The following is a 21,489-nucleotide window of genomic DNA, read 5'->3' on the forward strand; positions in this document are numbered from 1 at the left end:
ATTTTCGTTATTCTCTGTTAATTCTCTTGTTGAACTGGCTTCTTGCGGTAAACGCGTAGCATGAAGTCGGCCTCACACAGGAAAAGTGTAGCGGACTTTAGCTCTTCACGAAGTTCATCCGTCGCCTTCCAAGCAAATGGAGTCATTTGCAACAAATCAAATGCAACACCATTTTCTAAGTCCATGGTGTAGTTCAGCTTTTGTTGATGCTCTAGCTCAAAGCCTTCAATGTTCTCTGGTTCTTCATTGTGTAAGCGAACTTCTTGATAGATGCGTTCGCGGAACTGGTAAAGGTGACGACCTGCGGGCGTTACCGTGATCACCACGCCGTTGTCTTTGATGACGCGTTGCAACTCTTCTGCTTTGCATGGCGCGTAAATACGCAAAATCGCATCCAGTGATTGGTCTGCAAACGGCAAGCGATGGCTAGACGCTACACTAAATTGGCAGTTTGGGTAGCGCTTAGAAGCGTAACGAATGGCCACTTTAGAAATATCCAAACCAAAAACAGTGGCTTGTGGATCTTGTTCGAAGAGAGATTGCTGCACTTGATCGGTGTAATAACCTTCACCACAACCGATATCCAGTAATTGGTGTGTCGTACCTTCTGTGTATTTCGCACATAGTCGAGCCACTTCTTGACGCATTGGATCGTAGTGGTTTCCTTCGAGAAAACGGCGGCGAGCTTGCATCATTTCTTTGTTGTCACCTGGATCTTTCGAACGTTTGTGGTGTGCTGGCATCAGATTCACATAACCTTCTTTTGCTAGGTCGAACTGATGATTGTTTTCACACTTAAACGTCTTTTCAGTCAGCGAAAGTGGTTGGTGACATAGAGGGCATTGATAGTTCATGACGATCTCGAACAGAAAGTAGGGCGGCAAATTCTATCAAAAAGCGTGGCTTTAAGTGAAACAAAAAGAGCCGAGATCTTCGGCTCTTTAGGTTCTTGAGTGCCTCTTACACGTTTTGAACAATGATAAGCGGAGAAGGGCTGGGGATTAATGGAAGAAGTCCACTTGCTCTTTTAAATTTCTCGCTTGTTGCTGTAACTCGATAGCACTTTGTGATGTTTTCGCGCTGGTGTTACGGCTCTCTCGGTTTAGCTCACTGATTGAATGCGCGTTGGCTGCAATTTCTTGTGAAACTTGAGCTTGTTCTTCCGAGGTCGCGGCAATGGCATCAGCTTGAGAGGCGATAGATTGTACCTGAACGGCAATCGCTTCGAGTGCGGTGCCTGCGTCTTGCGCTTTATCTAGCACCTGATTCGCACTGCGTTGGCTGTCAGTCATCATGGTTACGGCATTTTGTGTTGAGCCTTTTAGCTTCTCGATAATCCCAACTACGTCTTGCACTGAGCTTTGCGTACGGTGCGCTAATGTGCGAACTTCATCCGCGACCACAGCAAACCCACGGCCTTGCTCACCGGCACGTGCCGCTTCAATTGCTGCGTTGAGAGCGAGTAGGTTGGTCTGCTCGGCAATTTCGTCGATCATTCTTGTGACGGTTTGGATACTTTCACTGTCACGGTTGACTTGTTCGATGGCTTCGGCTGATTGATCCAATTGATCATTCAACTGCGCCACGTCGACACATACGCCTTCAACAATCGTCAAACCAGATTGGCTATCTAAGTTCGCTGAGCGGACATTCTCAGCAATGCTTTCTACTTGCTGCGCCACCGATTGAGCGGAAGAGGCCATCTCTTCGATCGCTGTTACGACTTGCTCAACTTCTTCTTGCTGACGATCCGCTTGGGTTAAGTTGCTATGAGCATCGCTTGCTACACTGGTCGAGTTACTTTCGACTAAATCGCTGGTAGAACGAATCTGGCCAACTAACTCATTCAGTTGATTCGCCATGCTTGCAACGCCGTTATTCAAATTCACAATCTCATTTTTAGAACGTTTACGAGACGACGGAATTTGTAAGCTGACTTCACCATTAGCTAGGCGCGTCATGTAAGAGTTCAACACCGTTAGAGGCTGTAAGCTGCGGTTTAAGAACAGAGTGAGCACAACAAAAGTGATGCTCGCTGCTACCGAAGAAATGATGGCTATCAGTTTAAGTAGCGTGTCGCTGCCTTTGGTCACTTCTTTGATGAATGTACCGCCCAGTAGTTTCCAGTTCCAGCCGGGTACTTCGGTGAACACTAAGTATTTTTCACCGACGGTTGAGCCGTATTGGAATGGGTAGCGGATCAGACCACTCTTTTGTTCGAAAATCTTATGGAAAGGCTTGTTACCATCGTAATCACGAACTTCTACGATTGAAGGATCGGTAGCGCTCTTAGTCGGGTGGAGTAAGTACTTACCAAGATTGTTTTCGTCGTTATCGACAATGATGGTGTAGCCTGTGTCGCCCCACTTAATCTCTTCTAGTGCATCAAACAGAGTTTGTGTGGCTTGGTCTACTGGCAAACCGATAAATGACAAGCCAGATACGTTACCGTTAGCGTCTTTGATTGGCGCGTAATAGGTAATGTAGCGTTCGCCATATAGTTTGATTTGCGCGTAGTAAGGTTTTCCGCTCTTTAAGAGTTGGTAACCAGGATGGTTGCGTCCAAGAGTCGTGCCTACTGCACGCTTACCTTGCGGATCTTTTAATGATGTTGAAACGCGAATGAAGTCATCACCAAGTGGTGCAAATAACGTTGCGATTGCTCCGGTATCACGTGTGAAGCTGTCGACCAGCTTTGTGTCGTTAATCAAACTTTCGCTGTATTGCGTGATATTTGGTACTTCATGGCCCATGAAGTCTACCGTGTAGTTTTCTACATAAACGCCTGCAAGGTAACCATTGCGAAAAGTTGATTCGAGTACTTGAGCAGTATGAAGGTAAGCATCGAACTGACCGGCAATGGTTTTTGCCATCGACTCGACTTTGGATTGATGTTCTCTCAACGTACTTTCTAGCAGCACGCCAGATGCGTTTCGATAAACGAGCGCAGCAATGCTGGAAAAGGCAATTACTAGGCACAAAGTGATGACTAGCTTTAGTTGAAAGCCAACACTTTGATTTCTGTACTTTTCTAACATGGAATGTCTTCCTGATATATTTATAACTTATGAGTTTTGTATCGGCATGCTATCGGTTTATATGAATAATTTTTTTGATATCTATTAATTAAATTGTCAAAAAACTCAGATAACCAATGGGTTAGTTAGAAAGTGACCGAGGATGAACGGAAATGATTTCAAAAAAAGGCCGGATGAGCCGGCCTAGGAAGATTATTGTGCAGCAATCACTGTCACGAGCTCGTAGCTCTCGCCTGGCTCAAGAGTCTTGCCTTCTTCAATACTTGGCGCATGAAGGGCAGATTCCACACACAGCATGGTTTCATAGCCATTGTCAGCCATATCTCCCATCCCTTGTGCACCTTCCGCCCACGGGTTCCATAGTACTGCGGAGTTATGGCCGCGGTTCGCTACGCTCAACGTGCGGTTAAGAACAGGGTCTTTCACTAAAATTTGAGCTTCTGGTTGCGTGTATACGCGATCGATGGTGTCAGTCAGTTGAAGAACCTCACCACCCTGATACACTTCGCTATTTTTCAAGCTGTCGATGTACTCATTGCCCATACCTGTTGTTTGCGCTTGTTTGATATCGCTCACGTTTAGGTAAGTATGTAATGCGCCTGAGAACGTCCAAGCTTCATCATCGATATTAAGAACTTTCAGCGTTACTTTGAGTTCGTCACCCACTTCGACAAGAAGACGCGCATCAAACATGTGTGGCCAAATTTGATGTGTTTCTTCGGTTGGGAACAGTGCCAACTCGACGATGACACCATTTTCATTTTCGCGGTGCTCAACTAATTCCCATTCGGATGTACGCGCAAAGCCATGAGCTGGTGCAGCAATACGGCCAAACCAAGGCCAACAAACAGGAATGCCACCACGTAATGCTGCTTTGCCATCAAAAATGGCTTTTTCGCTCATCCAGATCAAGTCTTCTTGACCTTGTGGTGCATATGAGACTACATGACCGCCGTGTAAAGCAATACCTGCTGTCGCTTTGTCATGAATAATACGAACGATCTTTACGTTATCGATTTCGACAACAGTTACGTTGTCTGAAAGAACGGTTAGAGGAGGAAGAGTTTTTAAATCCATGTGCTTGTTTCCTACACTGGGGAAGAGGTAGATTTCGGCGCACTTCTCAGTATTTATGAAAGTACGTCTGAGATTTTTCTCAAATTCCAGATACAAAAAAGGCGACTATCAAGCCGCCTCTTTTTCAACTCAGTTAAGAGCTAATCACGATTTCTAATTACTTAGAGATGTGTGCGATTAGGTCTAGAACTTTGTTTGAGTAACCGATTTCGTTGTCGTACCAAGATACAACTTTAACGAAGTTATCAGTTAGAGCGATACCAGCTTTAGCATCGAATACTGAAGTTTGAACTTCACCGATGAAGTCTTGAGAAACAACTTGGTCTTCAGTGTAGCCTAGAACGCCTTTTAGTTCGCCTTCAGAAGCTTCTTTCATTGCTGCACAGATAGCTTCGTAAGATGCGCCTTCTTTTAGGTTAACTGTTAGGTCAACTACAGAAACGTTAGCTGTTGGTACGCGGAAAGCCATACCAGTTAGTTTGCCGTTTAGTTCTGGAAGAACAACGCCTACAGCTTTAGCAGCACCAGTTGAAGATGGGATGATGTTTTGAGAAGCACCACGACCACCGCGCCAGTCTTTAGCAGAAGGACCGTCTACAGTTTTTTGAGTTGCTGTAGTAGCGTGAACTGTAGTCATAAGACCAGATTCGATACCGAACTTGTCGTTAAGAACTTTAGCGATAGGCGCTAGACAGTTAGTAGTACAAGAAGCGTTAGAAACGATGTCTTGACCAGCGTAAGTAGCGTGGTTAACGCCCATTACGAACATTGGGGTAGCGTCTTTTGAAGGACCAGTTAGAACAACTTTCTTCGCACCAGCTTCGATGTGCTTACGTGCAGTCTCGTCAGTTAGGAAAAGACCAGTTGCTTCTGCTACAACGTCAACACCGATTTCGTCCCATTTAAGGTCAGCTGGGTTGCGCTCTGCAGTAACACGTACAGTTTTACCGTTAACGATTAGGTTACCGCCTTCAACTTCAACAGTACCGTTGAAACGGCCGTGAGTTGAGTCGTACTTAAGCATGTATGCCATGTATTCTACGTCGATAAGGTCGTTAATACCTACAACTTCGATGTCTGCGCGCTCTTGCGCTGCACGGAATACGAAACGACCGATACGGCCAAAACCGTTAATACCTACTTTGATAGTCATTATAGTTGCTCCACAACTTAATTTCTGATTAAAGATAACTGGTAGTAAAATTACAGAATCCAGTAAACATCTGCAACAGATAATCGGACTTAACTTGTTTAAAGTCAAAAAAAAGCGACGCTTTTTTTAACAATTCTTCGCAAATGTTCGTTTTTTAAACTTTTACTGAATCTTCTGTAGTCCAGTTGGCGTAATATAACTTGCGAGATAAGTACTCGTATCAAATTCATTACACATGGTGTCCTGGTGAGAAAGTATGTGCTACAACTGTTACGAGAAGCAAGTTTTTTGCTAAAAAAGTCAATGCCCAAAATAGTAAAGAAGGAACCGAAATTCGTGGAACAAAGCGGAAAAAAAGTAACGAAGTCTGATGAACATTGGCGTGAGCAGTTATCTGACGAAGAGTTCCGTGTCTGTCGAGAGCAAGGTACAGAGCCGCCGTTCAGTGGTAAGTTACTGCATAATAAAGAGACGGGCGTTTACGCTTGTACGTGCTGTAATGCTCCTCTATTTATCTCGGATAACAAGTACGACTCTGGTTGTGGATGGCCGAGTTTTGATGCACCTCTTAATAATGAAGCAATACGCTATTTGGAAGATCTAAGTCACGGAATGGTTCGTACGGAGATTCGTTGTGCGAGCTGTGATAGCCATTTGGGTCACGTTTTTGAAGACGGTCCGAAGACCACTGGCGAGCGTTATTGTGTAAATTCGGTGTCGTTAATTTTCAACAAATCTGACGAATAATGACATTTTTGCTGTTAAGAGTGTTTTATCCTTTCATCGTACCGTTAGACCACTCATAATCACCAGCAATAGGAAAAAAACTCCCGGCTAAGCGGGAGTTTTTTGTTTACATGTCTTTAGGGACCATATCGGGCGAGTAACTGCCTTTGCGTATTGCCTTTGCAATCGTATCGGCCAACTCATCTAACTTTTCGTGTTGGTTCGGATCCTCGAAGTGGTACATACGCTGCAACTGCTTTTCATCCGCTAAAGGCACATCAAATCGTTTGGCAACCATCGCCCATAAGTAAGCCTGCTTTTTCTCGCCTAAACCTTGGTTAATGCTTGCCAGTGATTTAAGTATCACAGGGTTTAGGTTGTCTTTGTTTGACAGAGCCAAAGCATTATTGAGCAAGACTAGCGTTTTTTTTGCGTCTCTATTGGTATAGAAAGTGGCTAAGGCATACTGCATTTCTGCAGTATTTAACTGGGGTGTGCCTTCCATTTGTAAAAATTGGCGACGTGCTTGTGTATCGCCCGTTTGTGACCAAAGAAAATAGAGTGTCTCTGGTTGTTGAGAACCTTTCAGTTCTTCGACGATACGCTTGAGTTCATCTATGCTGTGTACCAAGGCATTAAAGCGTTGCCTTTTTAGCTCACTTTGATCGATAGGGGTGATCTGAGACGCGAGCTCCAAACATTTGCGATAATCAGCAACGATGCTGTATTCGGTAATTTGGTTTGCTTCTGATGGGTTTTTCAGTAGCTCAAAACGGTGCCAAATTAACTTGGTTCTAGGAATTCGACATTGGCCGTCATCCATATTGAGGTTTTCACAACGGAGCTCTGGCGTTTTTTGACACAACTCTTCTGTTGTAACGTTGCCTTCAAAACAGCCCGTCAAAGTAAGGGTAGTGAGGCTGGCGAGTAACCAGTATGTTTTTTTCATGGTTTTGCTTGTGATCCGTTACACCAATTCATTTTCGTGTTCTTGACTCAGTTTCTTAACCCGTTATGTTCTGTAAATAGAATGTAATAAGAAGGTACATTATGGACGCAGAACAACTATTAAAAGCGATAACTCCAGAAGTTTATGATCGTTTGGTTTATGCAGTAGAAACGGGAAGATGGCCTGAGGGTACAACACTTTCTAGAGAGCAGCGAGATTCGTGTATGCAAGCTGTGATGTTGTATCAATCAAAACACAATACCGAGGCGCAACATATGACGGTTGCGGCTGGTGGTGAAATCAGTTTTAAGTCTAAACAGGAACTGAAAAAACAGTTCAATACCGATGAAAGTGACATTGTTCGTGTAAACCCGAATCTCGATTGATTCTGTCACTTCATGCCAAAGTAAAAAGCCCAATCAATATTGGGCTTTTTTTATATTCGAAGCATTGTTAGAGATTCGAAGAAGCGATTACAGGCTCATTTCGCCACGCAGTACTTCCTGCATTTTCTCTTTTACTTCTTCGTAAGACAGATTTTGGCTCAATAAGAAGTGCAGTTTTGCGAGCGCCGCTTCTGGCGTCATATCGTAACCGCTAATTACGCCTGCATCTGCCAACGCACAGCCTGTCGCATAACCGCCCATGTTGACTTTACCAGCCAAACATTGAGTCAGGTTGACTACAATAACACCACGCTCAGAGGCTTCTTTAAGATGGCCTAGTAGTTCTGGGTTTTGCGGAGCGTTACCCACACCAAAGGTTAGCAAAATCATTGCATTTACTGGCTGAAGCAAGGTATTGCGGATAACTTCATGTGAAATACCCGGATACATTGTGATCACACCGATTGGTTGAGGAGTAATGTTGTGAACTTTGAATTCACCTTCAGGTTGCGCGTTCACCTTGATGCTGTTGCTAATCTGAATGTTGATGCCCGCTTCCAACAGTGGCGGCAAGTTTGGTGACGTAAATGCATTAAAGCCGTCAGCATGAGATTTTGTGCTGCGGTTGCCACGCATCAACTGATTGTTGAAGAATAAGGTGACTTCGTTGATTGGGTAGTTTGCTGCGATATGCAGAGCATTTAGTAAGTTTGCTTGACCATCAGAGCGCAGTTCAGCCAAAGGAATTTGAGAACCAGTAACGATAACTGGCTTACCCAGGTTTTCTAGCATGAAAGACAAAGCCGACGCGGTGTAAGCCATCGTGTCAGTGCCGTGCAGAATAACGAAACCATCGTACTTGTCGTAGTTGTCACGAATGTCATCAGCGATTTGTTGCCAGTCTGCTGGTGTCATATCTGATGAGTCGATAAGAGGATCATATTCGTGGATAGTGTATTCCGGCATCTCTGGACGGTGAAATTCCGGCATGCTGGCAAGCTGTTTTTCCATAAAGCCAGCGATAGGAACGTAACCGTGATCCGATTTTAGCATACCGATGGTGCCACCGGTGTAAGCGATGTAGATGTGTTTTCTAGTCATCGTTTTTTCTTTCATGTAGGGGAACAGAGGCGGGATTATATACCTAAATAACCTTGAGATGCGAGGCTCGGCGCACAGCATATGAAAGTCATCTGAGGAGATGTTGAGCTCAATAAAAAAGGGCATCTCACGTAGAGATGCCCTTTGTGTTTCTTACTGAAAATCTACTGTACTTGGCAGTTCAAACAGAAAGCGTATTGTCCTTTCGGATCGTTAAAGCTTTGAAGCAGACTTGCATCTTGTTCGAACTGTTGAGCCACAGGTTGAAGGCTCTTTGGCAGAAGGCTCGTTGCATCAACACCAAGGGATACTTTCACCTGATTCATGAACTCTTGAAGGAATAGTTCTGTTGGTGACAATGGCTCTTCAACCCAGTAAATACCGTAATCTGTCACGTTCGCCAGCTTCGCTGCTAACTCAACGGCATCATCGAAGTCACCCATTTGGTCAACAAGACCGAACGATAAGGCATCTTGACCTGTCCAAACTCGGCCTTGCGCGACTTTGTCTACCTCTTCTACCGTCATATCTCGGTTTGAACCAACCAAAGAGATAAAGCGTTTGTAGCCATGCTCAATGCCTAATTGGAACGCTTGAGACGCGCCTTCAGACAAGCCAGTCGTAATGCCGTCGCCAGAAAACGGTGAGGTGCCAACGCCGTCGGTGTTGATACCAAGTTTGCTGAAGCCTTTTTCGAACGTCGTAATAACGCTGAAGATACCAATAGAACCTGTCAGTGTTGTCGGTTGTGCGACGATTTTATCTGCGCTCATTGAAATCCAGTAACCGCCAGAGGCCGCTAAGCTCGACATCGAAACTACAACAGGTTTGCCTGCTTTTTTTAGCGCTTCCACTTCGTTGCGAATCACTTCTGACGCAAACGCACTGCCACCAGGGCTGTCTACGCGAAGCACGACTGCTTTTACCTTTTCATCGTTACGCGCTTGACGCAGTAGACTTGCAACCGTGTCACCGCCTACTGTTCCACGAGGTTGTTGACCATCCATGATGGCGCCACTTGCAACAACAACTGCAATATCATGGTTTGCGAGTGTATAGTCAGGGCGAATCGTCGCTAGGTAGTCGTAATAACTAATGGCGTTGTAGCTGTCTTTACCATCGCTACCAAATTCTTTGGCGAATAGGGTACGAATATCTTGGCGTGTCGCCAATTCATCAACTAACCCCATTTTGACGGCCAATTGCGCCAAATCACCATCCACAGATTTCATCTCGGTAAGCAGTTCTTCCATCGTTGGGTTTAGCACTTTGGCGTTGATGTTGCGGTTAGTCGTCACGTCATCGACAAACGCGCTCCACAACTGAGTGACCCAGCGAGTGGCAGACTCTTTTGCCGCATCCGACATGTCGTCACGAATAAACGGTTCGATAGCCGATTTGTAAGTACCGACTCGGAAAACGTGAGTGGATACGTCTAACTTCTCTAGCAGAGTTTTGTAGTACATAGAGTAAGCGCTGTAGCCCTTAATCAGTACGCCACCATCAGGCGCCATGTACACTTTATCGGCGTAGCTTGCTAAGTAATATTGGCTCTGATTGTAAAAGTCACCCACCGCGTAAACTGGCTTACCTGATGCCTTAAACTCGTTTAACGCTTTAGCAATGTAACGAAGTTTCGTTAAGTTCGTTTCTGGCAGATCGCGCAGTGCCAATACCAAGCCAGAGACTTTGGCATCGTCTTTTGCGTAGCGAATGGTGTCCACGATATCGAACAAAACGTTCTCTTTTGGCATCTCGTTACCTAAAAGAGAGCCTGCGACTGAATCCATTGGATTGACATAACGACGCTGTTCCACGATGGGACCAGAAAGGTTCATAACCAAAGCAGATTCTTTCTCGATAACAGGTCGTCCTTCGCCAGTGTAGGTAAACGCAAAGTAAAACACGGCAATCATCAAAAGGAAGATCAGGTTTGCCAACGCGAGTCTGATAAAGGTGATGCTTTTCCATATCCCCTTAAATATCAAACCAATAAATTTGAAGAGTTTTTTCATCTTGTCTCCATAACGAGATAGTCTTTCCCTAATCTTACAAAGTATGGGTTCTTATCTCTAAGATCTCAAAAGATAACATTTTTTTAGCTTATCACGCTCACTCAACAATTGGCATATTTTCGCGCGAGATTGATCGGTGTTACAAAAATGTAAACGCCTGTTTGATTTTTTGGTTTTCCGGACGTAGTCTGGTCAGACCATGATAATAAAAATGGATGTTTAGTGATGTCTGCCATGTACCCTAATTTATTAAAACCACTGGACCTAGGTTTTACACAATTACGAAACCGAGTCCTGATGGGATCAATGCACACAGGTCTAGAAGAGCACAAGGAAGGATTGCAAAAGCTCGCCGCGTTTTATGAAGAGCGCGCGAAAGGTGGCGTCGGGCTTATCGTGACCGGCGGTTTTTCACCGAATTTACGCGGTCGTCTGCACCCGTTAAGTGCGGAGTTTAGTAAGCCAAAACACGCAAAGGCGCACCGAGTAGTTACCGATGCGGTGCACAAGCATGGTGGCAAAATTGCACTACAGATTTTACATGCTGGGCGTTACGCGATGCACCCGTTTGCGCAGAGCGCCTCTGGCATTAAAGCGCCGATCGCGAAGTTTGCGCCGAGTGAAATGAGCGAGCGTCAGATCAAAAAGACCATCGATGCATTTGCCAACAGCGCTGAACTCGCTCAACTTGCCGGTTATGACGGCGTGGAATTAATGGGCTCAGAAGGTTATTTAATCAATCAATTCCTTTGTAAGCGCACCAATATGCGATATGACGATTGGGGCGGCAGTTACAAAAAACGCATGCGCTTCCCGTTGGAGATAGTGAAAGCTGTGCGTAAAGCGGTGGGTGAGAAGTTCATCATCATTTTCCGTCTTTCGATGCTGGATCTCGTCGAGCAGGGCAGCACGTTCGAAGATGTGATTGAATTAGCCAAAGGATTGGAAGACGCGGGCGTCACCATTATCAACACTGGTATTGGTTGGCATGAAGCACGTATTCCGACCATTGCAACGCAAGTACCTCGCGGTGCATTTACATGGGTAACCGAGAAGGTGAAACCGCACGTTTCTGTGCCAATCGTCACCTGTAATCGAATTAACACTCCTGATGAAGCAGAGCGAATCCTTGCTTCTGGTCAGGCGGATATGGTGTCAATGGCTCGCCCGTTCTTGGCGGATCCATACTTTGTCGCGAAGGCAGAACAAGAGAAAGCGCAGCTTATTAATACTTGTATCGGCTGCAATCAAGCGTGTCTGGACAACGTATTTAAAGGTAAGCGCGCCAGCTGTCTCGTTAATCCACTTGCCTGTTACGAAACAGAAATTGTGGTTGAACCAACGTTCAAGAAGAAAAATATTGCCGTTGTAGGCGCAGGCCCTGCTGGTTTAGCTTGTGCGACGACTTTAGCTGAACGTGGTCATAAAGTTGATCTGTTTGAAAAGAACGACCGAATTGGTGGGCAATTCCGCTTAGCGATGCAAATCCCAGGTAAAGAAGAATTCAGAGAAACGATTCGCTACTTTGCCAACCGAATTGATGAAACGGGTGTAAATCTGCATTTGTCTACGGAAGCGAACTACGATTTGCTGACAGAGTACGATGAGGTTGTGATGGCTTCTGGTGTTGAACCGCGTAAGGTCAATATCGAAGGTATTGATAATGCAGAAAAAGTGGTGGATTACCAAACGCTGATTCGTGACAAAACGCCTGTCGGTGAAAAAGTCGCCATTGTTGGTGCTGGTGGTATTGGTGTTGATGTTGCAACAATGATTACCGAGCCAGCAGGGCAAACGTTGGATGATTGGCTGCATGAATGGGGCATTGATAAAGAAATGTCGCAACCAGGTGGATTGTATCCTTACCCAGACGCGGTGAGTGACAAAGAAGTGTGGGTGCTTCAACGTCGCAAAGGTCGTGTTGGTAAAGGACCGGGTAAAACGACAGGGTGGATCCATAAACGCACATTAGAAAAACGCGGAGTGCATCTGCTTGGTGGCGTGTCTTATGACAAAATTGATGACAACGGTTTACACATTCATATAGATGGTAAAGCGCAGCTTGTAGAGGCTGATAAAGTCGTTATTTGTGCGGGACAGGAATCAGTACGTCCGTTTGAAGACAAGTGGTCTGAACTTGGTGAAAAACTGCATATCATCGGTGGCGCTGATCATGCCGGTGAGTTGGATGCAGTGCGCGCAATTCGCCAAGGCGTAAAACTTGCTGTGAAGCTATAACATCGAGCTTGATATGACCCAAAAGCTGCGTGTGATGCGCAGCTTTTTTGTTTCTGTCACTCTCGGTTTGTGTGAATTATCACGATAATCCCTAAAAAACAGATTGTTATTCGAGTGAGAGGATTATGCTAAAGTGAGCAGCAAAGAAAATAACAGTTAGATTCAATAAGGACTCGCTCATGGAAGCTCTCGATCTTTTGCTTAACCGTCGCTCTATCGCCAAATTATCTGCGCCAGCACCAGAGGGCAAAGCGTTGGAGAATATTATTCGTGCAGGTCTTCGTGCTCCTGACCATGCGGGCTTAACCCCTTGGCGTTTTGTGATTGCTCAAGGTGATGGTTTGAAGAAGCTATCAGATATTTTGGTGAAAGCCGCGATTGCAGACCATAGTGATGAAGCCGTGATCGAAAAAGTGAAAAATGCGCCGTTTCGTGCCCCAATGGTCATTACCGTGATCGCGAAAGTAACCGAGCATGAGAAAGTCCCTGCATTGGAACAATATCTTTCTGCGGGCTGCGCTGTTCAAGCAATGCAAATGGCGGCGGTTGCGCAAGGTTTCCAAGGTTTTTGGCGTTCAGGTAAATGGATGTTCCACCCTGAGGTACATCAAGCATTTGGCCTAGAAGGTGAAGATGAAATTGTTGGATTTCTATACCTTGGTACACCAGGTTGTACTCCAATGAAAGTGCCAGAGCGCGATTTGTCTAAGTTTGTTGAATTTCAATAAATACACATACCTAGATAACGATTACTGTTCATTTATACAGTTTTTCCTTGATTTCTTAGGGCTACATTCGATAATGTGGCCCTAATTATTTTGATTTCCAAATCCTTATGTCTCGTCTGTTTATTGCTGAAAAACCCAGTCTAGGTCGTGCTATTGCGGCTGCTTTACCTAATCCCCAAAAGAAAGACCAAGGCTTTATCCGTTGTGGAAATGGTGATGTGGTGACGTGGTGTATTGGTCATTTGCTAGAGCAAGTTGAGCCAGACGCTTACGATGAACGCTACAAAAAATGGAACATGGCCGATCTGCCGATTGTTCCTCAGCAATGGCAACTTAGACCGAGAAAAAGTGCCAGTAAGCAGTTAACCGTGATTCGTAAATTGCTCAAAGAAGCAACTGAAGTGATTCATGCGGGAGACCCAGACCGTGAAGGGCAGTTGTTAGTTGATGAGGTTCTCGACTACTGCAAGCTTTCCAAAACTAAGAAAGAAGCGACACAGCGTTTGCTGATTTCTGACTTGAACTTACCTGCGGTGAAGCGCGCACTAAACTCAATGCGCAGTAATCGTGATTTTATTCCTCTGTCTGTTTCCGCTCTCGCGCGCTCACGGGCGGATTGGTTGTATGGAATGAATATGTCTCGCGCTTATACCTTGCTGGGACAAAAGGCTGGCTACCAAGGTGTGCTCTCGGTTGGGCGTGTGCAAACTCCGGTTCTAGGGCTTGTCGTCCGTCGAGATGAAGAAATTGAAAACTTTGTTCCGAAAGATTACTTCACGCTGCACGCATTGATCCCGTATCAAGACCAAAATGGGGCGTTTGATATTCGCGCACGCTGGAAGCCCAGTGAGGCTTGCAAACCATGGCAGGATGAAGAAGGGCGAGTATTAAATCGCAAGTTAGTCGAAAACGTCGCTAATCGGATCGCGAACCAGCCAGCGATAGTGAAGGAATCAGAGCAGAAGCAAACCAAGCAATCTGCACCATTGCCATATTCATTGTCTGCTTTGCAGATTGATGCAGCAAAGCGTTATGGCATGAGTGCGCAGCAGGTGCTAGATACTTGTCAGGCACTATACGAAAAGCACAAACTGATCACTTATCCGCGTTCTGATTGTCGCTACTTGCCGTTGGAGCATTATTCTCAAGCTGGAACGGTTACATCCGCTATTGCAAACAACGCCAAAGAACTGCAAAGTGCAGTGAATGGTGCCGATTTATCGATTAAGTCGAAAGCGTGGAATGACAAAAAAGTCGATGCTCACCACGCCATCATTCCAACGCCTAAGCAAGCCAACGTTAATGCGCTGTCTGGCAACGAAATGAGAGTGTATCAGCTCGTTGCGCGCCAATATTTAATGCAGTTTTATCCTGCGGCTGTCTATGCCGAAGCGAAATTGGTATTCGACATCGCTGGTGGCATTTTCATCGCTAAAGGCCGTCAACTTGTTTCGCCGGGGTGGAAAGCACTGATGGGAAAAACGGATAAAGAAGACGAAGGTATTGATGCGGTGCCACCGTTAAGTGAAGGCACGGTGTTAACATGTCGTGAAGGTGAAATTAAAGACCGAAAAACTGAGCCACCAAAACACTTTACTGAAGCCACTCTGCTGCAAGCGATGACGGGAATTGCTCGTTATGTTGCCGATAAAGAGTTGAAAAAAATTCTGCGCGACACAGATGGATTAGGTACGGAAGCGACTCGTGCGGGTATTTTGGATACGCTCTTTAAGCGTCAGTTATTGACAAGGCAAGGTAAATCCATACTCAGCTCGCAAGCTGGACGAGGGTTAATCAACGCATTACCACAAGATGCGACGTATCCTGACATGACCGCTCATTGGGAGCACCAACTTCAGGGGATGGCAGAAAGAAATCAAGCTTATCAACCTTTCATGCAGGCACTTGAACAGCGTATTGATGGGTTGATGAGCCAAGTAAAATCGGGGCCAATACCGGATTCTCTGCGCCACTTACCTAAAGTCGAACGTCCGGCGTTCAAGCGTAAAAAGCGAAGCTACCCAAAGAGTGGGGCATCGAAAGCGGGAGCCTCAAAGCGAAAGAACTCTTAAACAAAAGCGGCGCATGATAGCGCCGCTTTTGCTTGTTGTTTGTGGTGGTGTTACTCAAACAGATCTCCGTGATTTTGAATGGCACCTCTTACATCATCTTGCGTAAGAACTCGTTTGCCCGAGACTTGTTTGACTTGCTTACCTAAATCGACCAACGCATCGCGATTCGCTTGTGTCTGACGTTTCCCTGCGCTTCTTAAGCAGTAGTTGAGTTCGTGATCTTCACTAAAATTCACCAGATCTCTATCCGCAGCCATGCTCACTCTCCTTATTTGTTTGATAGTCTTACTAAGTCTGGAAAGGAAACGCAGAAATTCAAGGTTGTCAGAGAAGTAGAAAGCATAAAGCTAACCTACCTCTCATCTTTTCATAAAATACTTACCAAGGAAGCGAAGTTCCGTCGTAATTGATGAATTGACCAGAGTGTTCAACGGTGCTTTGGTCAATAACTTGTGCCAGCCCTTGAGCTGATGTCTCTGCATCTATAAGTGCATTTGGCCCACCCATTGTGGTGCGTACCCAACCAGGGTGCAAAGCAAGGACAGTAAAACCGTCAGGCGTTAAGTCATTGCTTAAGCTTTTGACTACGGAATTGAGTGCCGCCTTTGACGAGCGATAAATATAGCCGCCACCCGATGTATTCTCCGTCATACTCCCGACTTTTGAAGAGATGCAGGCGATTTTTTTCAACTGTCCTTGTTGCAGTTGTGGATAGAGCGTTTCGACCAGTTTAAGTGGCGCTATCGTATTAATCTCAAGTACTTTACGCCATTCATCCACATCGGTGTTTCCAAACCCATAACCTTTAGGGCCGTAGTAACCAGCGTTGTTAATCAAAAGATCGATAGGTGGCAGGCTCTGAGCAAGTAACGCAATTTGTGGGAGATCAGTAACATCCAGTTCATGCAAGATCAAAGAGGAGTAACGTGCTCTCAAAGCTTGCAGTTCGTCACTGTCTATAACGTTACGGCTAGTGGCGTGGACGTTCCACCCGAGTTCAAGATAAAGTTCAGTCAGACTCAAACCAATACCACGATTTGCGCCTGTGATAAAAACACTATGGGCCATTTTTAACTCTCTGGTAAGACACGTTATCGAACTATTGTGTTAGCTGAGTGCGACAAAATCAACTAACCACCATGCACTAAACAACAGGGATATAAATACAGAGATAGCACAGAAGGAACCAAAAAAGCGCCTAGGACCGTAAATGTCGTTTTCTTCATCGTTGGAGTATGAAATTTAATTTTAATGAAAATCATTATCAATTAAATTGATTTCTATTCAACCTTTGTAGTTGGTAATATTTCACAACGTTGTATGAAAAGAATGTCTCATGTTGCCACTGATATACCACCCTATATACTCAAAACTTGAATTGCCTGAAGGGCACCGTTACCCAATCATGAAGTATCAATATCTCTATGAAGAGGTACGTCGCGATGTGCAAGCTGAGTGGGTACAGTTTTTTGAACCACAAGCTCTGTCAATTGAAGCGATCAAGCGCGTGCATGATGCGGAGTATGTTGACTTACTGGCACAAGGTAATATGCCAGCAGCTAAAATGCGTCGAATAGGCTTTCCTTGGAGTGAAGCTCTGATCAATCGAACACTGACGTCAGCGGCTGGTACGCTTCTGACAGCCGAAAAAGCGTTTGAGCACGGTATCGCACTGCACTTAAGTGGTGGTTACCACCATGCGCACAAAGATTTTGGTAGCGGATTCTGTTTGTTCAACGATTTAGTGATTGCGGCTAAACACATGTTGGATAACGAGCACGTTGATAAGATTTTAATTATTGATAGTGATGTTCATCATGGTGATGGAACCGCCACCTTATGCCAAGAAGAGCCGGACATCGTGACGCTCTCTTTTCATTGCGATAAAAACTTTCCTGCGAGAAAACCACAGTCTGATTTGGATGTTCCGTTAGCAAAAGGAACAGACGATGAAACATTTTTGATGACGTTTAAAGAGGTGGTCGAGATGGCGTTGAATCTCCATCGTCCAGATATGGTGATTTACGACGCTGGGGTAGATATTCATCAAGATGATGAGCTTGGTTACTTTGACGTATCGACTCAAGCAATTTTTGAGCGTGATCGGTTTCTTTTTCAACTGATGAAAAACAGAGGGATTCCTGTTGCCGCCGTTGTGGGTGGTGGATATAGAACAAACCACGCAGACCTTGTACCTATTCACATGCAGTTAATAAAAGCGGCGACAGAAGTCTTTGCCTCTTGATAGTTGAAGAAGGTAATTAGGCAGAACAAAGATCACTAACTTATTAGTGGTCTTTTGCTAAATGTGGCGGAGTGTTGGGCTTGTATTCAAGGAGGGATTTGTCCAAGTCCTTTCAAATCTGAATATACGAAAAAGCCCACTAATTTCTTAGCGGGCTTTTTCTAAATGTGGCGGAGAGATAGGGATTTGAACCCTAGATACGCTATTAACGTATGCCGGTTTTCAAGACCGGTGCTTTCAACCACTCAGCCATCTCTCCGTTGTTGACGCGAATAATATAAGGCTTTGAAAACCTTGTAAACCCCTAAATTATTCGTTTGAGTGTTTCCTGTTCGATTTTGTGTTATTTGTTGCTTAAATAAACAAAAAGCCCTCCGTTTGGAGAGCTTTTCTATCAACTTTGAGTGTTCAACTATTCACTTTTAGAGTAAAAACGCTGTAACTCGGTTAAGCCTTGCATAAGAACCGGCAGTTTAGGCGTTTCATCACGCATGCGTTTGTAGTTCTCATCGTATAGCTTGTAGTTCCCGAACTTATCGATCACGGTAGTTTGGTTATTTGTGATGAGAGCAAGTTCTCGAGTATCACCAGCAAGAATCCAACGGCGACGGCTTTCGTCAAATAAGTTACGACCACTGCTGTAATCGTATGGATTGGACGATACACCAAGCATATCTTGCAGTAGCGTAACTGAAAGGTCTAAATGGCTCGTGCTGTGATTAAACTCACCAGCCATCATACCAGGCCAATGGATTACCATAGGCACCTGCAATTGGTAACGACTGTAGTTACTGTTTGCGCCCCAGCTATTGGTATTGGTTTCGTTAAACTCACTGCCATGGTTGGAAGTGACGATAACAACGGTGTTTGCCAATAATTGAGCGTCTTCAAGTGTTTTGATAATACCGCCGACTTTGTCATCCGCAGATTTTACGGCAAACTCATAAGCATTTTTGAAGCGTTCACTCGCCGACATATCTTCTTTCGAGTTCGACGGGATAGATTCAAAATTATCTACCGTAGTAACTTCGATGTAGCTGAACCAAGGCTGGTTCGCTTTTTCCGTTAGCCACATGTTCCAATCGGCGATAGATTGTTTATCGGTATGGGCTTGAGTACCATCCAGTTTTTCAGCTAGGTTTACACCTCGGAAGACGATTTCTGAATAAAGGTCATCTTCAAAACCACTGCCGCTAAACAAACCGAAGTTGTAGCCTTGATCTTTAAGTACATCAAGAAGTACAGGCGAGGCACCTTGTGCCTTGATGCTAGAGGCGTAACTCGTTGGTAAACCATAGAACAAGCCAAATGCACCGTAGGTGTCATTGCTTGAGCTGTAGTGTTTACGGAAGTTTTGGTTTTGCTGTGCAAACTCGTAGAGGTTTGGCATTTCTTCTTGATTCAGCGCGTCGGCACGAAGGTTATTTACGCTGATCATCAACACGTTCAACTTGTTTACACGGCGGCTGAATTCAAGTTTTTCTAGTGGGTAGTTCACCAGTTCAACGTTATTTTCATTCTCCGCTAAGCGTTTTAGGTACTCTTCACGGTCAAGCAGACCATGTTTTTCCATAAAGCTTTTCGCCGTCATTGGGTAAGAAAGCGGGAAGTTTGAGCGTTGGCTCGTGATCGGATTATAGAAATAGGCATCAGCCCAAATGTAGACCAAATGGCTGGTCATAAAGCTCAAAAAGAACACGGCAGCCAGTGGACGACCAACGTGTTTGTGAGACAGTTTGCGCTGTTTACGCCAAACCCATTCTGATAAGGCGAGCTGAACAAGGAATATCAGCGGCATCACAACAAACAGGTGTTGTAGATCCGAGCTTAACGCACTTTTATCATCGCTGAATAACAGCTCCCAAACCACAGGGGTTAGGTGCAGGTTTATTGATTGGTACGCCTGGGTATCAATCAATAAGATTGTTTGTCCAACAGTGGCAAAGATCACTGCCACCAAACGGAATAACTTCCGTGATGGCAGGACAAACGTCAACGGGAACAGAACCAATAAGTAGAGAGCGAAAACAAGGAAGCCAAAATGGCCAACCCACGAAACCGCAAGATAGAACTGACCCAGCAACGTCTCGGGCCAAGGCGACTGAACAATGTAGCGTGTGCCTATCAACATCGAAGCTACGATGTTGAAGAATGCAAACCAATGACCCCAACCAACCAGTCGAGATACACGTTCGCCGTATGAGTTTCCGCTGTCTACCATGTATGTGTTCTATTTATCCGTTATTAATGTGTTTTTGGTGTTTCTAATGAAGACATCAGCGCCTGAGCAAATTTTTCAGCAATCAGTTTGCGTTGTGAAGCTGCAACACGTTGATTTAAGACATTCGTTGCGATATTTCCGGCAATCATTAGCGTCAATTCAGGAGAAGCGGCATGTTTTTCAAGAACCAAAGCGACTTCAGCAAGAATTTTCTCTACTTGTTCGTCAGTATATTTAGATGTAATCGGCATAAAGACTCTAATAATGATAGTAAAAGCGGCTTATGATAACCTACAATGCCCATCAACTAAAACCTTGTAGCAAGATAAAATCACTATGAGCCTTCATCTTTCAAACGTTATTCTGCATCAACTGTGCAAAAACGATCAGGACGAACTGGTTGTTAAACTTCGTTCAGCATCACTAGAAAACGATGCTTCAACTGAAAATCTCGTCGCAGAGCTCCATCGAGTATTCCATTCTAAAGCTGGTAAAGGTTTTGGCTCTTTCCAGTCAGACAGCGAATTTCAATTTTGGCTTCAAGAAATGCGCAAAGGAGAGCGAGATTTTTACGACTTCTCACAAATTAGTGCAAATCGCCTGAAAGAAGAACTGATTAAGTACCCATTTGCGGATGAAGGCATTTTGGTTTTTGCTGAGTACCAAAGTTTAGCAACAGATTATCTTTTCATTGGTATCTTGCCGATGAACCAAAGCCTGAAAGTGACTGAGGGTTTGGACATCAGCGCGACGGACTACCTCGATATCACGAAGATGGACATCGCGGCGCGCATTGACCTTTCGAGTTACGAGACGGATAAAGAATCTAACCGTTACCTACAATACATCAAAGGGCGTGTTGGTCGTAAAGTCGCTGACTTCTTCCTTGATTTTCTGCAAGCCGATATTGGCTTAGACACGAAACAGCAAAACCTTGTGTTGATGCAAGCGGTGGATGACTTCTGTGCGGATTCTAAGTTGGAAAAGCAAGAAGTTAACGAGTACAAAAAGCAGGTCTATAACTACTGTAACGAGCAGATCAAATCTGGCGAAGAGGTTCAAATTTCTGAACTTTCTGGTGAGTTACCGCCAAGCCAAGATGGTACGAGCTTTATGGACTTCACCAAAGAGCAAGGTTACGAGCTTGAAGAATCATTCCCTGGTGATCGCTCAACGGTTCGTAAGCTGACTAAATATGTGGGTGCTGGCGGTGGTTTAAATATCAGCTTTGACAGCTTGTTATTGGGCGAGCGTATTTTCTACGACCCAGAAACAGATACGCTGACGATCAAAGGGACACCGCCAAACTTGAAAGATCAGTTAAGTCGTAACTAATTCTTATGAAGAGAGCCCTAGGCTCTCTTTTTTTATGTGAAGCAAGCACAGCCAGAGCTCAGAACATGGTATATGCTTGTAATTAATGGATTATATGAGGACTGAGCGTTGCATCAATTAAGAGCAGGGATTAAGCGGATTATTTGGTTCTTATTCATTTTGTGGTGTGTATTTTCTGCAACTCTTTGGTTTCAAGCAAAGCAGA

Annotated in this window: 18 protein-coding genes and 1 tRNA gene; 7 read left to right on the forward strand and 12 right to left on the reverse strand. The window is 44.8% G+C overall.

Going from position 1 to position 21,489, the window contains the following annotated elements; all coding sequences use genetic code 11:
* Positions 1–17: 17 nt before the first annotated feature.
* From rlmA to gap, 4 genes are all read right to left on the reverse strand, one after another.
* Positions 18–854: a 23S rRNA (guanine(745)-N(1))-methyltransferase gene (gene rlmA / locus ACYJZR_RS04840; protein ID WP_025611868.1), complete on the reverse strand. Its 837-nt coding sequence runs from the start codon at positions 852–854 to the stop codon at positions 18–20.
* A gap of 147 nt (positions 855–1,001) precedes the next feature.
* Entirely contained in the window at positions 1,002–3,038 is a 2,037-nt protein-coding gene (locus ACYJZR_RS04845) for a methyl-accepting chemotaxis protein (protein WP_005460086.1), read from the reverse strand.
* A 192-nt stretch (positions 3,039–3,230) separates the two neighbouring features.
* Positions 3,231–4,115, reverse strand: coding sequence for a D-hexose-6-phosphate mutarotase (locus ACYJZR_RS04850; protein ID WP_406966015.1), 885 nt, complete (start codon positions 4,113–4,115; stop codon positions 3,231–3,233).
* Positions 4,116–4,272: 157 nt separating this feature from the next.
* Positions 4,273–5,268 carry a type I glyceraldehyde-3-phosphate dehydrogenase gene (gap, locus tag ACYJZR_RS04855; protein WP_005479552.1) on the reverse strand — a complete coding sequence of 332 codons (996 nt, stop codon included), beginning with the start codon at positions 5,266–5,268 and terminating at the stop codon, positions 4,273–4,275.
* Between the two features lie 303 nt (positions 5,269–5,571).
* Here gap and msrB point away from each other — a divergent pair, with 303 nt between their 5' ends.
* Complete coding sequence (gene msrB, locus ACYJZR_RS04860) at positions 5,572–6,015, forward strand: peptide-methionine (R)-S-oxide reductase MsrB (protein WP_136676708.1); 444 nt, start codon at positions 5,572–5,574, stop codon at positions 6,013–6,015.
* 106 nt (positions 6,016–6,121) lie between these two features.
* Here msrB and ACYJZR_RS04865 read toward each other — a convergent pair whose 3' ends face one another.
* Entirely contained in the window at positions 6,122–6,943 is an 822-nt protein-coding gene (locus ACYJZR_RS04865; protein WP_005461738.1) for a DUF2989 domain-containing protein, read from the reverse strand.
* Between the two features lie 101 nt (positions 6,944–7,044).
* On the opposite strand from ACYJZR_RS04865, the gene ACYJZR_RS04870 reads away from it, so the two are divergent.
* Positions 7,045–7,329, forward strand: a complete 285-nt coding sequence (locus ACYJZR_RS04870) for a YeaC family protein (protein WP_005461780.1) — start codon at positions 7,045–7,047, stop codon at positions 7,327–7,329.
* Between the two features lie 87 nt (positions 7,330–7,416).
* Here ACYJZR_RS04870 and ansA read toward each other — a convergent pair whose 3' ends face one another.
* On the reverse strand, positions 7,417–8,430 hold the full coding sequence (gene ansA / locus ACYJZR_RS04875) for an asparaginase (protein ID WP_005479567.1): 1,014 nt from the start codon (positions 8,428–8,430) through the stop codon (positions 7,417–7,419).
* A 164-nt stretch (positions 8,431–8,594) separates the two neighbouring features.
* Positions 8,595–10,445 (reverse strand): signal peptide peptidase SppA, encoded by a 1,851-nt coding sequence (sppA, locus tag ACYJZR_RS04880; protein WP_005494455.1) that lies wholly within the window; start codon positions 10,443–10,445, stop codon positions 8,595–8,597.
* A 225-nt stretch (positions 10,446–10,670) separates the two neighbouring features.
* Between sppA and ACYJZR_RS04885 the strand changes: the two genes are divergently transcribed.
* The 3 genes from ACYJZR_RS04885 (at position 10,671) to ACYJZR_RS04895 (ending at position 15,483) form a co-directional block, all read left to right on the forward strand.
* A complete protein-coding gene (locus ACYJZR_RS04885; protein WP_172403953.1) occupies positions 10,671–12,683 on the forward strand; it encodes an NADPH-dependent 2,4-dienoyl-CoA reductase in 2,013 nt (670 codons plus the stop codon).
* Between the two features lie 179 nt (positions 12,684–12,862).
* On the forward strand, positions 12,863–13,411 hold the full coding sequence (locus tag ACYJZR_RS04890; protein WP_005461733.1) for an NAD(P)H nitroreductase: 549 nt from the start codon (positions 12,863–12,865) through the stop codon (positions 13,409–13,411).
* A gap of 107 nt (positions 13,412–13,518) precedes the next feature.
* On the forward strand, positions 13,519–15,483 hold the full coding sequence (locus tag ACYJZR_RS04895; protein WP_406966008.1) for a DNA topoisomerase III: 1,965 nt from the start codon (positions 13,519–13,521) through the stop codon (positions 15,481–15,483).
* 50 nt (positions 15,484–15,533) lie between these two features.
* On the opposite strand, the gene ACYJZR_RS04900 is transcribed toward ACYJZR_RS04895, so the two are convergent.
* Positions 15,534–15,740, reverse strand: coding sequence for a hypothetical protein (locus ACYJZR_RS04900; protein ID WP_005461782.1), 207 nt, complete (start codon positions 15,738–15,740; stop codon positions 15,534–15,536).
* 121 nt (positions 15,741–15,861) lie between these two features.
* Positions 15,862–16,551, reverse strand: coding sequence for an SDR family oxidoreductase (locus ACYJZR_RS04905; RefSeq protein WP_193288471.1), 690 nt, complete (start codon positions 16,549–16,551; stop codon positions 15,862–15,864).
* A 268-nt stretch (positions 16,552–16,819) separates the two neighbouring features.
* Here ACYJZR_RS04905 and ACYJZR_RS04910 point away from each other — a divergent pair, with 268 nt between their 5' ends.
* Positions 16,820–17,728, forward strand: a complete 909-nt coding sequence (locus tag ACYJZR_RS04910) for a histone deacetylase family protein (RefSeq protein ID WP_193288470.1) — start codon at positions 16,820–16,822, stop codon at positions 17,726–17,728.
* A 168-nt stretch (positions 17,729–17,896) separates the two neighbouring features.
* Here ACYJZR_RS04910 and ACYJZR_RS04915 read toward each other — a convergent pair.
* The 3 genes from ACYJZR_RS04915 to ACYJZR_RS04925 form a co-directional block, all read right to left on the reverse strand.
* Positions 17,897–17,987: transfer RNA gene (locus tag ACYJZR_RS04915), tRNA-Ser, on the reverse strand.
* Positions 17,988–18,140: 153 nt separating this feature from the next.
* Positions 18,141–19,949 (reverse strand): DUF3413 domain-containing protein, encoded by a 1,809-nt coding sequence (locus tag ACYJZR_RS04920; RefSeq protein ID WP_140282825.1) that lies wholly within the window; start codon positions 19,947–19,949, stop codon positions 18,141–18,143.
* Positions 19,950–19,972: 23 nt separating this feature from the next.
* Positions 19,973–20,200 (reverse strand): YejL family protein, encoded by a 228-nt coding sequence (locus ACYJZR_RS04925; protein ID WP_005461743.1) that lies wholly within the window; start codon positions 20,198–20,200, stop codon positions 19,973–19,975.
* A gap of 85 nt (positions 20,201–20,285) precedes the next feature.
* Here ACYJZR_RS04925 and yejK point away from each other — a divergent pair, with 85 nt between their 5' ends.
* Entirely contained in the window at positions 20,286–21,284 is a 999-nt protein-coding gene (gene yejK, locus ACYJZR_RS04930; protein WP_017447825.1) for a nucleoid-associated protein YejK, read from the forward strand.
* Positions 21,285–21,489: the final 205 nt, after the last annotated feature.

This window comes from Vibrio sp. RC2502 (genome assembly GCF_054850435.1).